This is a genomic window from Oceanimonas aquatica (genome assembly GCF_030732065.1).
Classification (GTDB): domain Bacteria; phylum Pseudomonadota; class Gammaproteobacteria; order Enterobacterales; family Aeromonadaceae; genus Oceanimonas.
The window spans coordinates 183,452-196,598 of sequence record NZ_JAVBHX010000003.1; the positions used below are offsets into that span (position 1 = coordinate 183,452).

Annotated in this window: 13 protein-coding genes; 12 read left to right on the forward strand and 1 reads right to left on the reverse strand. The window is 49.9% G+C overall.

The features are described 5' to 3' along the window. The first annotated feature begins 18 nt into the window (after positions 1–18). The 4 genes from Q9290_RS06070 (at position 19) to Q9290_RS06085 (ending at position 4,146) form a co-directional block, all read left to right on the forward strand. Positions 19–1,893, forward strand: a complete 1,875-nt coding sequence (locus Q9290_RS06070) for a propionyl-CoA synthetase (RefSeq protein ID WP_306078751.1) — start codon at positions 19–21, stop codon at positions 1,891–1,893. A gap of 70 nt (positions 1,894–1,963) precedes the next feature. Then, the gene (locus Q9290_RS06075) at positions 1,964–3,067 is read left to right on the forward strand and encodes a Fic family protein (RefSeq protein ID WP_306078752.1); all 1,104 of its coding nucleotides are present in this window, start codon (positions 1,964–1,966) and stop codon (positions 3,065–3,067) included. A 142-nt stretch (positions 3,068–3,209) separates the two neighbouring features. Continuing rightward, the gene (locus Q9290_RS06080; protein ID WP_306078753.1) at positions 3,210–3,491 is read left to right on the forward strand and encodes a DUF503 domain-containing protein; all 282 of its coding nucleotides are present in this window, start codon (positions 3,210–3,212) and stop codon (positions 3,489–3,491) included. Between the two features lie 7 nt (positions 3,492–3,498). Next, complete coding sequence (locus tag Q9290_RS06085) at positions 3,499–4,146, forward strand: DsbA family oxidoreductase (protein ID WP_306078754.1); 648 nt, start codon at positions 3,499–3,501, stop codon at positions 4,144–4,146. Positions 4,147–4,319: 173 nt separating this feature from the next. Here Q9290_RS06085 and Q9290_RS06090 read toward each other — a convergent pair whose 3' ends face one another. Continuing rightward, positions 4,320–5,375, reverse strand: coding sequence for an integron integrase (locus tag Q9290_RS06090; RefSeq protein WP_462806083.1), 1,056 nt, complete (start codon positions 5,373–5,375; stop codon positions 4,320–4,322). Positions 5,376–5,629: 254 nt separating this feature from the next. Between Q9290_RS06090 and Q9290_RS06095 the strand changes: the two genes are divergently transcribed. The 8 genes from Q9290_RS06095 (at position 5,630) to Q9290_RS06130 (ending at position 13,062) form a co-directional block, all read left to right on the forward strand. Continuing rightward, the gene (locus tag Q9290_RS06095) at positions 5,630–5,968 is read left to right on the forward strand and encodes a tRNA-binding protein (RefSeq protein ID WP_306078755.1); all 339 of its coding nucleotides are present in this window, start codon (positions 5,630–5,632) and stop codon (positions 5,966–5,968) included. Positions 5,969–6,352: 384 nt separating this feature from the next. Then, on the forward strand, positions 6,353–6,679 hold the full coding sequence (locus tag Q9290_RS06100) for a hypothetical protein (RefSeq protein WP_306078756.1): 327 nt from the start codon (positions 6,353–6,355) through the stop codon (positions 6,677–6,679). 123 nt (positions 6,680–6,802) lie between these two features. Beyond that, positions 6,803–7,276 (forward strand): hypothetical protein, encoded by a 474-nt coding sequence (locus Q9290_RS06105; protein ID WP_306078757.1) that lies wholly within the window; start codon positions 6,803–6,805, stop codon positions 7,274–7,276. Positions 7,277–7,348: 72 nt separating this feature from the next. Then, positions 7,349–8,440: a putative phage abortive infection protein gene (locus tag Q9290_RS06110; RefSeq protein ID WP_306078758.1), complete on the forward strand. Its 1,092-nt coding sequence runs from the start codon at positions 7,349–7,351 to the stop codon at positions 8,438–8,440. A gap of 77 nt (positions 8,441–8,517) precedes the next feature. Next, a complete protein-coding gene (locus Q9290_RS06115) occupies positions 8,518–9,531 on the forward strand; it encodes an SIR2 family protein (protein WP_306078759.1) in 1,014 nt (337 codons plus the stop codon). 9 nt (positions 9,532–9,540) lie between these two features. Beyond that, on the forward strand, positions 9,541–11,271 hold the full coding sequence (locus Q9290_RS06120; RefSeq protein WP_306078760.1) for an ATP-binding protein: 1,731 nt from the start codon (positions 9,541–9,543) through the stop codon (positions 11,269–11,271). A gap of 104 nt (positions 11,272–11,375) precedes the next feature. Next, positions 11,376–12,556 (forward strand): IS3 family transposase gene (locus Q9290_RS06125; RefSeq protein WP_371930897.1). Its coding sequence is split into 2 segments (ribosomal slippage): positions 11,376–11,669 and positions 11,672–12,556, totalling 1,179 coding nucleotides; the frame shifts between segments, so codons are not numbered across the junction. A gap of 125 nt (positions 12,557–12,681) precedes the next feature. Beyond that, entirely contained in the window at positions 12,682–13,062 is a 381-nt protein-coding gene (locus Q9290_RS06130; protein ID WP_306078762.1) for an HNH endonuclease, read from the forward strand. The last annotated feature ends 85 nt before the right edge of the window (positions 13,063–13,147 follow it).

Below are 13,147 nucleotides of genomic sequence, written 5' to 3' on the forward strand. Positions count from 1 at the left end.
ATGTCAGGAGCAAGCACCATGTTCACCTATCAGCAGGCATTTGATTTGGCGGCCAGCTCGCCGGACACCTTCTGGAAACAACAGGCCGAGCAACTGGACTGGTTTACCTTTCCGAGCACCATATTAAGCAAGGACGAGCACGGCATTGAGCGCTGGTTTGCCGACGGCGAGCTCAACACCGCCCATCTGGCGCTGGATTATCATGTGGCCCAGGGCAGGGGGGATCAGACCGCGCTGATCTACGACTCGCCGGTCACCGGCCAGAAGGCCCGCTACAGCTATGGCGTGCTGCGGGATCAGGTGGCCAAGGCCGCCGGCATGCTGGCTCAGCTTGGCGTGCAAAAGGGCGACCGGGTGGTGATTTACATGCCCATGATCCCGCAAGCGGCGATAGCCATGCTGGCCTGTGCCCGGCTGGGGGCCATTCACTCGGTGGTGTTTGGTGGCTTTGCGTCTCACGAACTGGCAGTGCGCATTGAAGACGCCGAACCCAAAGTGCTGCTCACCGCCAGTTGCGGCGTGGAGGTCAACAAGGTGATCCCCTACAAGCCGCTGGTAGACAAGGCGGTGATGGACAGCCGCTGGAAGCCCGAGCATGTGGTGGTGTTTCAGCGCCGGGAATGCCCGGCGGATCTGCCCCATGAGCGCGACAAGGACTGGTCGGCCCTGATGCAACAGGCCGAGCCGCACCCCTGCGTGCCGGTCAAGGCCACGGACCCGCTCTACATTCTGTATACCTCGGGCACCACCGGAAAACCCAAGGGGGTGGTGCGCGACAACGGGGGCCATGCGGTGGCCATGCACTACAGCATGAAAACCGTTTATAACGTGGAGCCCAATGATGTGTTCTGGGCCGCGTCCGACGTGGGCTGGGTGGTGGGCCATTCCTACATAGTGTATGCGCCGCTGATCTACGGTTGCACCACCATTTTGTATGAAGGCAAACCGGTGAAAACCCCGGATCCCGGCGCCTTCTGGCGGGTGTGCGACGAATATGGGGTAAAAGTGCTGTTCTCGGCACCCACGGCATTTCGTGCCATCAAGAAGGAAGACCCGAACGGCGAGCAGCTTGAGCATTACCTCATGGATAAGCTCACCATCATCTTTATGGCCGGCGAGCGGCTCGACCCGCCCACCCTGGAGTGGGTGCAGCGCCATACCGGCCGGCCGGTAGTGGATCACTGGTGGCAAACCGAAACCGGCTGGGCCATTGCCGGCAACCCGCTGGGGCTGGAGCGCTTCGCGGTTAAACCCGGCTCCGCCACCAAACCCATTCCCGGCTACAAGGTGCAAGTGCTGAACGAGCTGGGAGAAGCACAGCCCGCCGGCGAGCAGGGCTACATTGCCATTCAGCGGCCGCTGCCACCGGGCTGCCTGCCCACTGTGTGGCGCAATCACGACCGCTTTGAATCCGGTTACCTCGGCCAGTTCCCCGGCTTTTATGTGTCCGGCGATGGCGGTTATGTGGACGAAGACGGTTACCTGTTTGTGATGGGGCGCATGGATGATGTGATTAACGTGGCCGGCCACCGGCTTTCCACCGGCGAGATGGAAGAGATTGTGGGCAGCCATGAGGCGGTGGCCGAATGTGCCGTGATTGGCGTGCACGACGAGCTGAAAGGCCAGCTGCCGCTGGGGCTGGTGGTGCTGAAAGACGGCTATGCCTCTGACAACGGCAACATAGAGCAAGCGCTGCTGCAACTGGTGCGCGACCGAGTGGGCGCGGTGGCCTGCTTTAAACAGGCCATCATCGTGGATCGCCTGCCCAAAACCCGCTCCGGCAAAATACTGCGCCGGGTGATCCGCCAGATTGCCGACGGCGAGCAGTATGTGGTGCCGTCCACCATAGACGACCCCGGCTCGCTGGACGAGCTGGCGCGGGTGCTGGAGTAACTTCCCCCTGAGCCGATTAATTGCCATAATCGGCTCATATTTTGATTCGATTAGGGTGGTTATTCGGCTCATGTACATCTGGCAACATAATGACTGGCCTCATTTCCGTTGGGATGAAGCAACGCTAAAGCCCAGGCTTGACGAGATCCGCTGGCTGCAGGGGAGGCTGTTGGGCCGTACCGAAGTGGCGCCTGCGCAAACTGACTCGGCCGTAGAAATGGATGCCCTGATCCAGAATGCCATCCGTACCAGTGAAATTGAGGGTGAGCACCTCGATGTGGGATCGGTTCGCTCGTCGGTGGCCCGTCAGCTTGGGCTGGAGCAGGCCGGTATGGCCGGCAGACCTACTCCCGAGTCCGACTCTCTGGTAGCCCTTTTACTGGAAGCCACCCATCAGCCCGAACAGCCATTGTCTTGTGAGCAGCTATGTCATTGGCAGGCACAGCTGTTTCCTCGTGAGAGCATTCTGTCCCGAATTTTGATTGGTGAGCTGCGGGGTGAACACCCTATGCAGGTGATATCCGGACGAATGGATAACCCCACCGTTCATTTTGAAGCACCGCCCAGGCAGGGGCTGGAGCAGCAACTGAACGCCTTTATTGAATGGTTCAATCATCCGCCGGAACAGCTGGATTCTATTCTCAGAGCCGGTATTGCTCATTTATGGCTGATCACCCTGCATCCTTTTGATGATGGCAACGGCCGGGTAACCAGAGCGGTTACCGACAGGGCGCTGGCCCAGGCCGAGGCCCGCTCCGTGCGTTTTTATTCTCTGAGTGCGGCCATTATGGCCCGGCGTAATGGCTATTATGACCACCTCGAACAAACCCAGAAGGGCAATCTGGACATCACCATCTGGCTGGCCTGGTTTCTGGACACTTTGCAAGAGGCACTGCAGCAGGCGCTGGCACGGGTTGATCGGGTACTGGAAAAGGCGCACTTCTGGCAGCGACATGCAAAAACGCCCCTGAGTGAACGGCAGATAAAGGTACTTAACCGGCTGCTGGATAACGCGGGAGAAGAGTTTGAAAGCGGCATTAATGCTCGTAAATATCAGGCTTTGGCCAAGGTGAGCAAGGCCACGGCCACCCGTGATCTGGCAGATCTGGTAGAAAAAGGATGTTTGCACAGCCTGCCGGGCGGTGGGCGCAGCACCCGGTATGGTCTGCTTTAAGCAAGTACGTTCACTCTGGTCTCCATGGTCCGGCAAAGGGAATAGTGGGCAGGTGTTCTGCATAAAGTCGTTCGCGCTGCTGACTGGAACGTGAAACACTATTCTTGTCAGGCCCTGTAACTCCGCCAGCAAGGAGGACGACATGCATATTGGTATGCTGAGCATCACCTTTTCTCTGCCGGGATGTGGCTCGTTAAAGGAAAAGCGCCAGCGCATGGGTGGCATGCATGAACGGTTCGGGCGCAACCCGTCGGTAGCCGTGTGTGAGAGTGGCGAACTCAACAGTCACGATGCCAGCGAATGGTCATTTGTGGTGGTGGCGGCCTCGCGACGGGAGCTTGAATCACTGTGCAGCCGCATCGAAGATAAGATACAGAGCACCGTAGATGCACGCATCATCAGCGTCACCCGCGAATTCCTGTAGGAGTGTTATGAAAAAGATACACATAGATATCGTTTCCGATATTGCCTGCCCCTGGTGTGCCATTGGCTATGCCCGGCTGGCGCAGGCCATGGAACGGCTGGCGCCCGATTATGAATTCAGCGTGCAGTGGAAGGCATTTGAACTGAACCCGGAGCACACCGGGCAAGGTGAGCCCATTTTGCCTGCCCTGGCCAGAAAATACGGGCGGAGCGAGCAGGAGATGCGGGAAAACCAGCAGCGCATGATGACCATTGCCACCGAGCTTGGCCTCAACTTTGAGAAAATACAGGAGCGGTTAACCTGCAATACCTTTGATGCCCACCGGCTGGTGAAGTGGGCAGGGGAGGAGGGCCGGCAAACCGCCATGAAACAGGCCCTGTTCGAGGTGTATTTTGGCAAGGCGATGGATGTGTCTGATCACGCTGTGCTGCTGAGTTGCGTTCAAGCCCTGGGGCTGGACCGGGCAAAAGCCAGGCAGGTGCTGGACTCGGATCAATACGCCGACCTGGTGCGGGAAGAGGAAGCAATTTACCAGCAGGCCGGTGTCAGTTCCGTGCCCGCCTTTATTATCAATAACCAATACCTGATTGCTGGCGCCCAGGAGCCCGATGCCCTGGTGCAGGCCCTGCAAGAGATTGGCGCCGAATCTGCCTGAATGCTCACGTTATCGCCAAGGGCCCGCACTGCGGGCCGTTTTTGTATAGGTCTCAATTGAAATAATATGCCAGCACGTCAGAATAGGACGCAAATTAACAGAGCTGCAATCAGGGTGATCGCCTGCAAGGTCCGGCGGTAGCGTGGGTGACGTTCAACTAAATGCGCATTCGGTTACTGTTTATCCACGCCGGCAAGAAAGTCGAGGGGGCTGTGTGTACCGGCAAAGTGCTGACCGAGCACATGGGTGTAAATCTGAGTGGTGCGCACATCGCTGTGCCCAAGCAGCTCCTGTACGGTTCTGATATCGCGGCCGCTTTCAAGCAGGTGAGTGGCAAATGAATGGCGAAAGGTATGGCAACTGATGCGCTTGTTGCAGATGCCGGCCTGACGAACTGCCGCTTTAAGTGCCCTGCGTGGCACCGAGTCATGCAGATGATGGCGGCAAACCACGCCGGTAACGGGATGTTTGCACAGGCTGACGGACGGGAACACAAACATCCAGGCCGGTTGACGATAGGCATTAGGGTGTTTTTTGCCAATGGCGTAAGGCAGCGATGGGCCAACACCTTTCAGGTTATCTGCCTGCTGAACCGATAAAGCACTCTCTATCTGCCGGTGCAGCAAGCCGTGAAGCCGCTCACTTAACATGGTTTTTCTGTCTTTGTTGCCCTTGCCGTTACGCACGGTAACAGAGCCGTCGTTAAAGCCAATGTCCTGTACTCTGAGCCGCAGGCATTCGGTGATTCTGAGGCCGCTGCCATACAGCAATGAAAAAATCAGTCGGTTGCGTTCATCCAGGTGTTTGAGGATTAACGCGACTTCAGCCTGAGTAAGCACAACGGGAAGGCGGCGATATTGACTTGCACGATGAAAATCCAGTTCGCCAAGCTCGATATTCAGCACCTTGTGATACATAAAAGCCAGGGCATTAAGGGCGGTTTTTTGCGTGTTGACGGCAACATGGCAATCGGCGGCCAGCCAAGTAAGAAAGCGGCGCACCTCTGGTGCTCCCATGTCGGCCGGGTGGCGCAGCCGATGAAAGCGAATGAATCGCTTGATCCAGTGCAGGTAGGTTTTTTCAGTTCTCAGACTGTAGCCACCCAGGCGCAGCTCCCGGCGAATGCGATTCAAAAACGGACTGGCAGCCATGCTTTTCCCATTCCACGAATGCTGGTTATCTATACAGTATATTGTAAGCCCTGAGGTTTGCATGCGCGTTATCAACAACAAGTGCTCGTGTGCAACAGGCAAGGGCAGAAAAGACCAGTAGATAGAAGGGCTTGGGTTATGATGATGTAGATAACTAGCAAAGCCGTGTAGATATTGAGCATGCTCATTTTGATCACGGAGTGATTGCTCTAAAAGAGAGAAAATGATTTTATAATCAGAGTATTATGAAATTTACTGAGCGCGAGTATCTGAACATATATGCGCATGCTCACTATTAAAATGTTATGCACACAAAGTATTTAAGGTGAATTATGAAGCATATTGATTGGGGTGATTTTCAAAAAGTTGATATCCGCGTTGGAACCATTGTCGAAGTTGAAGACTTTCCAGAGGCTCGCCGACCTGCTTACAAGTTAAAAGTGGATTTTGGAGAAGAGCTTGGTATCAAAAAATCTAGCGCGCAGATCACTGATTTATACGCCAAAGAAGATTTGTTGGGTAAGCAGGTGCTGGCAGTCGTAAACTTCCCACCAAAACAAATTGGCCCCATCATGTCTGAATGTTTGGTCACTGGGTTGCACCGGCCTGATGGTTCAGTTGTGCTTTCAACCGTTGATATGGAATTGCCAAATGGAGCTCGGCTGGCATAACAAGCCGCTCAAATTCGTTCCGGCTGCAACAAAAACGCAGCCTACACCGGACTCGCTAACGCTCGCCGTTTAGCGGGGGTGTTAGCCACTCTAGTCATTAACGTCATGTAGTTTTAGGAAAATGGAAAAACACCTAACTTCAATAATTAAACATAGCGATCCAACACGTTTTACAAGAGATGATTGGAAGCTAGCAACAGAAGCCGCATTTACACCATATTTTCGACGTAAAAACTTTCTCAAAAAAAATATTGATTCGTTCATGTTCGAGTTGCGCAATTTGGCAAAATTCGCCACAGATCCTGAGTACCTTGAACTTATGGAGTGGTGCTTAGCACTTCACCGTAGTGTTCTCAGAGTTGATCGGCTGGTGCATACCGAGAAATGAATAAGCTTTTTGCTAACACGATGGCATCCGACGAAAATTGGCTTAATTTATTTCAAATGACAACGCCATTGCCAAAGAATGCGGAACCAAGAGATAAAGCCTATCAGTTATTTCAAACTATTGATGGCGTTGGCGAGGGTTGTTTTAAGCCTCAATTACAGATTATTTACGCATTTGCTCACAAGGAAGCGAAAGGGACATGGCCTGAGGATGTTTGCGGAAAAAACTTTGGTTCGCTAGTTGGTGGTTTCCCAATAACTAAAATAAGTCCACCATCAATCTTTCTTCGAGATCCTGAAGTGAATATCTCAGTGAACCAGTAGCGTAACATATCAGCGCATAAGTCTTTTAAGCTGGTTGGTCCCCAAACGATACTTGCTACTTATGGTAAAGCTCCAAAACTAAAAGAACAAAAAATTGGTCTCCACCGACTGAGGCGAGTTTCGGTGTGGTTAATTAAGGTCCATTGCGCAGTACGTTTAGCGAATACAATTACATTTGTAGAACATATACAGGAGATCACAAAAATACAGCAGCTTGATTCAGAGCGTTCTCTTTCGTCATCGCTATTAGGTATAGTACATAACCTTACGACAGTTGGCTTTGAGAGTTCAGGTTGGGAAGTAAATAGTCGAGAAGGTATGCTAACTGTGGTCGATAAGTTAAACCGAGATTCTATTGAAGCATTAATTCACTCATCCCAGCAACTTATCGAATTGTCGGTTGGTGTGTTGCAAGATGTAGCAACATCATCGAAAATCTCAAAAGTCAGTATCCAGCTTAAATTACCAGATGGTAGTTTATTCGGTAAAGCTAGAGTACTTGTCAAAGATGCAGATGCGTTTAGCCTCGGTAAGATAAGTCTCAATGAATATATGGATTGCGTCGAATGGGTTGTAGAGTCGGAGTCGAGTGGCTAACAAACTAATTAATCGTAGAAATTTTAGGGCGTTAGGGCTCTATGGAACAAAGAACAAATTTAGGACTTTATAGTGAAAGAATGGATTAAAAGTAGATTTTTGAAAGTAAACGCCTTTCTCGATAAGAGATACCCAAAGTTTGAGGCGTTATTTACTGATGCTAAAACCGATCAAGTTGGCTCGTCTCTAAATAAAGTCCTTTTTAAGATCATATCTAGTGCAGTTATTGTCGCTGGATTTTTGCTGGTAATAAACCTGTTACTGATAACTTTTACTGATAGAGGTGGAGTGTTTGGCGATTTTTTAGGCGGAGTTCTTAACCCTATTCTTACGTTTTTTACTCTGTTTGGACTAATCGTAACAATTATAATCCAACGACAAGAGCTTCGCCTCGCTAGGAATGAATACGAAAAAACAGCAGACGCATTAAGTACCTCTGCGATTGAAACTACATTCTTTAATATTATTGATCTTCACCATAATATTGTTGATAACTTAAAGGTGGATCTTGAGGAGTTAAGTGATAAAGCCGAAGCGCAGAAAGTAATTAAGGGGATATCTTCTTCAATACTAAAGGCACAAATCGGAGCAAGCTTTGCATCAAAATCTTTAAAAGCTCAGGGCCGTCCCGTTTTCGAAGAAATTCTAAATTATCTTTCTATAGAGGCTAAGTCGCCAGAGGAATCATTGGAGCGGTATAAGTATATTCAAAACAACCACAACCATATTCTCGGTCATTACTTTAGAAATTTATATCAGGCGCTTAAAGTTATCCATAACTACGATGAAGAAAAGCTTCAGCCTGAAGAAAAGAGAAAATATACTAGTATACTAAGAGCTCAGCTATCCACCAAAGAGTTAGCCTTGCTCTTTATGAACTGCATTGAGGGCGTGGCTGATAGTGGGCAATTTAAAAACCTATTAATTGAATTTCAAATGCTTGAGCATCTACCTATCTCTGAAATCAATGGAGGATATTCATTGGCTGGATCTAAAACTCCATTGGCTAGTGATGAAATGTTCCTTCAATATAAACACAAAAAAGATTTAGGCCTTGATCTTCAGAAGTACTATGGCGGTGCTTTCGGTCAAAATAGAGGTGTGCCCTATAGTCTACGCCCTAACAAGTCAATCCAGCAGACCGCTGAAGCGGCGGCTGATTGAGACGTTAGGGCGAGTAAGCGCTGTCGAAAGCCGTACAGTTAACCGAAGGATGCAGGGGCACTAATAGCGAGAATGATATGCCTGATTTAAACTACCAAAAACAAGCGCAGGAATTCTATGGAAAGGCACCTGTCATAATTATGGGCAGCGGGGCCTCGGCTGCGCACGGCATGTCAGGGATGGGGGCACTTGCAAAGTATCTCGTGGCGCACACTGACGTTTCCGGTCTGTCAGCTCCTGAACTGGAGGTCTGGGAAAAGTTCTGCCAGGTTTTGGGCGACGGCGTAGACCTAGAGTCTGCCCTACACCAGGTAGCAGCTTCTGAAGAACTAACGTCCAGAATCGTTAAAGCTACCTGGGCGCTAATTTACTCTGAAGACATAGAAATCTTTCAGAAGAGTCTTCAGGATAATGCGATGTTTCCATTGAGTCGCCTTCTTGAGCATATGTTCAGAAGCAGCCTCAAAAGGATAAATATTATCACTACAAATTATGATCGCCTAGCGGAGTATGCCTGCGATCAGAGGCGCATTCATCATTACACCGGATTTACGCACGGCTTCTTCCGCCAACTCGCGGCCCCTACAGAAATCACCTCTGCTCGCAGGGTTAATATCTGGAAGGTCCATGGATCTCTAGATTGGTTTCAGACCCCTCTGGAAGATACTGTAGCCCTCTCAAATATCCAAGGGATACCAGATAACTATCAACCGCAGATCGTGACCCCTGGCACTCAAAAATATCAAAAAACACATCTGGAGCCGTTCCGCTCCATTATCAATAACGCTGATCTAGCTATCAATGAAGCTGGTTCTTACCTTTGTATTGGCTACGGTTTTAATGACGAACATATTCAACCGAAGCTGATGGTGAAGTGCCTTAGACAGAAGACACCTGTAACCATTATTACTTATGCGCTTTCTGACTCAGCAAAAAAGCTTATTCTTGATGGTAAAGCACAGAACTACCTAGCAATCGAACGGGGTGAAACAGACGATCAATCCATCGTCTATTCCTCTCTGGATAAGGATCCGCTTAAGGTAGAAATGAATATCTGGAGCCTTGAAGGCTACCTGTCACTAATCATATAGGAAGAAGACATGCCGATTTTTGCATTTGAGGATGAAGAAGCGCTTGGAAAGGTTGCATCAGTCGATACTACAAATGTGATCGTAGAGGTGGAGAACATCGACCAGCTCAAAAGGTTGCAGGTTAACCATCTCGCTGTGCTGCAAAGCAGCAGACTCGGGCAACACCTCATTGGTCTCATTACACAGGTGACCCGCAAACGTGGCATCGAAGACATTATCAATGACGGTATCAACGGCCACGCGCCAGAGTTAAATCTGTGCCGTATCGCCCTGATTGGCACCATGCTGGATCGTGACGGGGAAAAGGAAAACGTATTCCGTCGTACCCTCGAAAGTGTTCCCGAAATTGACGCGAACTGTTTCTCGCTCGAAGGTGATAACCTCACGGGTTTCATGCGTACCCTTTCAAGCGTATCAGCCGACGGGAATGCTCTGACTCTCGGTAAATACACGCTGGATGAGCATGCTGTTGCCTATCTAAACGGCAACAAATTTTTCCAACGTCACGCCTTTATTGGTGGCAGTACCGGTTCTGGTAAATCGTGGACGACTGCCAAAATTATCGAGCAGATGGCGGGACTCGCGACCGCTAACGCTATCGTCTTTGACCTCCATGGCGAATATGCTCCTTTGGTGGGAGAAGGCATTCAACACTTCAAGGTTGCCGGTCCTGCAGACGTTGAAGCCAAACGTACCATTGATGATGATGTGATTTACCTTCCTTACTGGCTGCTTTCTTATGAAGCACTCGTGTCCATGTTCGTCGATCGTAGTGACCAGAATGCTCCCAATCAGGCCATGATTATGGCGCGCGAAATCAACCGAGCGAAGCAAAAGTACTTGGAGGAAAATGGTCAGCAAGAAGTATTGAAGCATTTCACCGTAGATAGCCCAGTTCCGTTTGATTTAGATGTCCTTATGGAGCGACTGAATGAGATCAACGTTGAAATGGTTCCTGGAGCGGGTGGCAGAGAGAAACAAGGTGATTTCTTCGGAAAACTCGCCCGCATGATTTCCCGTCTTGAGAACAAAATCTCCGATAGGCGTCTTGGCTTTATGTTCAATGGCGGTGGCGGCCTGCTCGATTTCACTTGGCTCGAAAAATTCACTACTGCGGTACTCGGGAGCACAGGTGAGAATGGCAAGGCCGGGATTAAAATCATTAACTTTTCAGAAGTTCCTTCGGACGTTCTCCCTTTGATTGTATCTCTGGTAGCAAGGGTTACGTTCTCGATCCAACAATGGACGCCATCGCAGCTACGTCATCCTATTGCGTTGCTGTGTGATGAGGCGCACCTTTACATGCCACAGCGCAACATGGCCGATTCTGCCGACGACATCTCGCTTGATATTTTCGAGCGTATCGCGAAGGAAGGCCGTAAATACGGCGTCAGCTTGGTGGTGATAAGTCAACGTCCGTCCGAAGTAAATAAGACGATGCTTAGCCAGTGCAGCAATTTTGTATCCATGAGGTTAACCAACGCCGAGGATCAGGGGGTTATCAAACGTCTACTTCCAGATAGTCTTGGCGGGTTTAGCGACATTTTGCCGACACTCGATACTGGTGAAGCACTTGTTGTTGGCGATGCTAGTCTATTACCAAGCAGGATCAGAATTGATGAACCTCAGAATAAGCCAAATAGTGGCACGGTTGATTTTTGGGATGAATGGCAAAAACCAGTCAAAGATAAGCGGTTATCAATTGCGGTTGATAACTGGCGTAAGCAGAACATTCAATAGAATGGAATTTATCGAGCCAATAAGCCCTAACAAACGCATGTTGCCGGACTGTGTAGTTCCCCCGTTTTAGTGGACACCTCAGTCAAACGAAGACGAGGTGAGAAATGCCAGCGTACAAGAACCAGAAGAAGACTCGGCAGTACACGAATGAGTTCAAGGTCAGAGCTGTTAGGCTGACGCACCTGAGCGGAGCGAGTGTGAAGGGAGTGGCGGAGTCTCTGGACATTCATCCCTTCATGTTGTCACGATGGCGTAAAGAGTACCGAGAGGGAAAGATCGTGGCGGATAAACGCAGGAAAGCTGAGAGTAAGCCGAAGGTCCTGAGCGAAAACGAACGGATCCGAAAGCTGGAAAAGCAGGTTGCTGACCTGAAGGAGGAAAACGACCTGCTAAAAAAGTGGCAACGGTTTCTCGCGGAGGAACGCAAGCGCGGTTCCAGTTCGTAGCTCAGCACCGTGCTCGCTATGGTGTACGTTGTTTGTGTCGCTTTCTGAAGGTATCTGCCAGTGGCTTTTATGCTTGGCTGCAACGTAAAACGAGCCAGCGTGACCAGGCCAATGCGGAGCTGATAGAGCAAATAAAACGGGTTTTCACTGCCAGCAGAGAAACTTATGGAAGTCCGAGGGTGCATCAAGCCCTGAAGCGACAAGGCATTCATGTCGGCAGAAAGCGTGTTGAGCGGCTGATGCGGGAAGCCGGATTGAAAGCGCGCGTCGCCCGGGTTTATCGCAAGGTGGCTGGCCTGCACCGCTTTTATCAGAAATCGGTAAACCTACGTAAAGACCAGCCAAAGCCGACTGCTCCCAATCAACATTGGACAGCCGATCTGACCTACATCCGAGTTGGCTCTCGCTGGCTGTACCTTGCCGCAGTCATCGACCTGTATTCTCGTCGTGTCGTGGGATGGTTACTGGGTAAGCGTAAAACGGTATCTCTTACGCAAGCATCTCTGCAGATGGCGTTGAGAAACCGCCGGCCGGAACCTGGTCTGATCTTCCATACGGATCGAGGAGTCGAATATCGTGCTCATGAGTTACAGCGCTTGCTGATACGACACGGGATCAGAGCCAGTACTAATCGGCCGGGTATGTGCACTGACAACGCAGAGATGGAATCGTTTTTCCATACCCTGAAGGGTGAGCTGATTAAAGAAAACCGTTTTCATGGAGAGATGCATCTGCGGGATAAACTGGCCGGATACATCCAGCATTTTTATAATCGATTTCGACTGCACTCAAGTCTGAATTATATGAGTCCAGTCGAATATGAAGCCCTGGTGGCGTAGTGGAAGAGCGTGTCCGATTTATCGGGGGAAGATCACAATAACACGTGGGCTCCCGTCACTTCGTTCCGTATTATAGCTACGTGTTACTGTCCCTTCTTGGGGCGTTAGCCGTATTAAGGATGAGTATGAAACCTGATGATATAGTGGAACAACTTTTAGCTACTGGATTATGGGGAGAACCCGACGCTAGTATGGGGTTAGCGGCAGATTTTAGATGCCAATATTGTGGTAAAGATTTACTTGCCTCTGTTGATAATTACAAAGAATGGCAAACAGATCATTTGGTTCCATCAAGTAGTGGTGGTTTAGATGAAATTAGTAATTATGTTATTTGTTGCAGAACCTGTAACTTTATAAAAGGTCGTTGGAATCCACAAAGCGAGTACGTAGGTGTAATACCAACAAGAGAACAATTAATTATATCTGCTAAAAAGTATATTTCTGAAAAGCGTCATGAAAATGAAAGCGTAGTTCATGAGCTAAGAAAGATAGTTGGTCGTATATAAATAATGCTAACAAATTGCTTAAGTGGACGCTGGATCTCACCCGCTTTAACGGACACCCCGCGATAACGCAGATAGATGATCCAAG

Bases quoted from the DNA above. Each gene is read 5' to 3' on its own strand.
- Q9290_RS06070 (WP_306078751.1), top strand. From the start codon at position 19: ATGTTCACCTATCAGCAGGCATTTGATTTGGCGGCCAGCTCGCCGGAC.
- Q9290_RS06075 (WP_306078752.1), top strand. From the start codon at position 1,964: ATGTACATCTGGCAACATAATGACTGGCCTCATTTCCGTTGGGATGAA.
- Q9290_RS06080 (WP_306078753.1), top strand. From the start codon at position 3,210: ATGCATATTGGTATGCTGAGCATCACCTTTTCTCTGCCGGGATGTGGC.
- Q9290_RS06085 (WP_306078754.1), top strand. From the start codon at position 3,499: ATGAAAAAGATACACATAGATATCGTTTCCGATATTGCCTGCCCCTGG.
- Q9290_RS06095 (WP_306078755.1), top strand. From the start codon at position 5,630: ATGAAGCATATTGATTGGGGTGATTTTCAAAAAGTTGATATCCGCGTT.
- Q9290_RS06100 (WP_306078756.1), top strand. From the start codon at position 6,353: ATGAATAAGCTTTTTGCTAACACGATGGCATCCGACGAAAATTGGCTT.
- Q9290_RS06115 (WP_306078759.1), top strand. From the start codon at position 8,518: ATGCCTGATTTAAACTACCAAAAACAAGCGCAGGAATTCTATGGAAAG.
- Q9290_RS06120 (WP_306078760.1), top strand. From the start codon at position 9,541: ATGCCGATTTTTGCATTTGAGGATGAAGAAGCGCTTGGAAAGGTTGCA.
- Q9290_RS06130 (WP_306078762.1), top strand. From the start codon at position 12,682: ATGAAACCTGATGATATAGTGGAACAACTTTTAGCTACTGGATTATGG.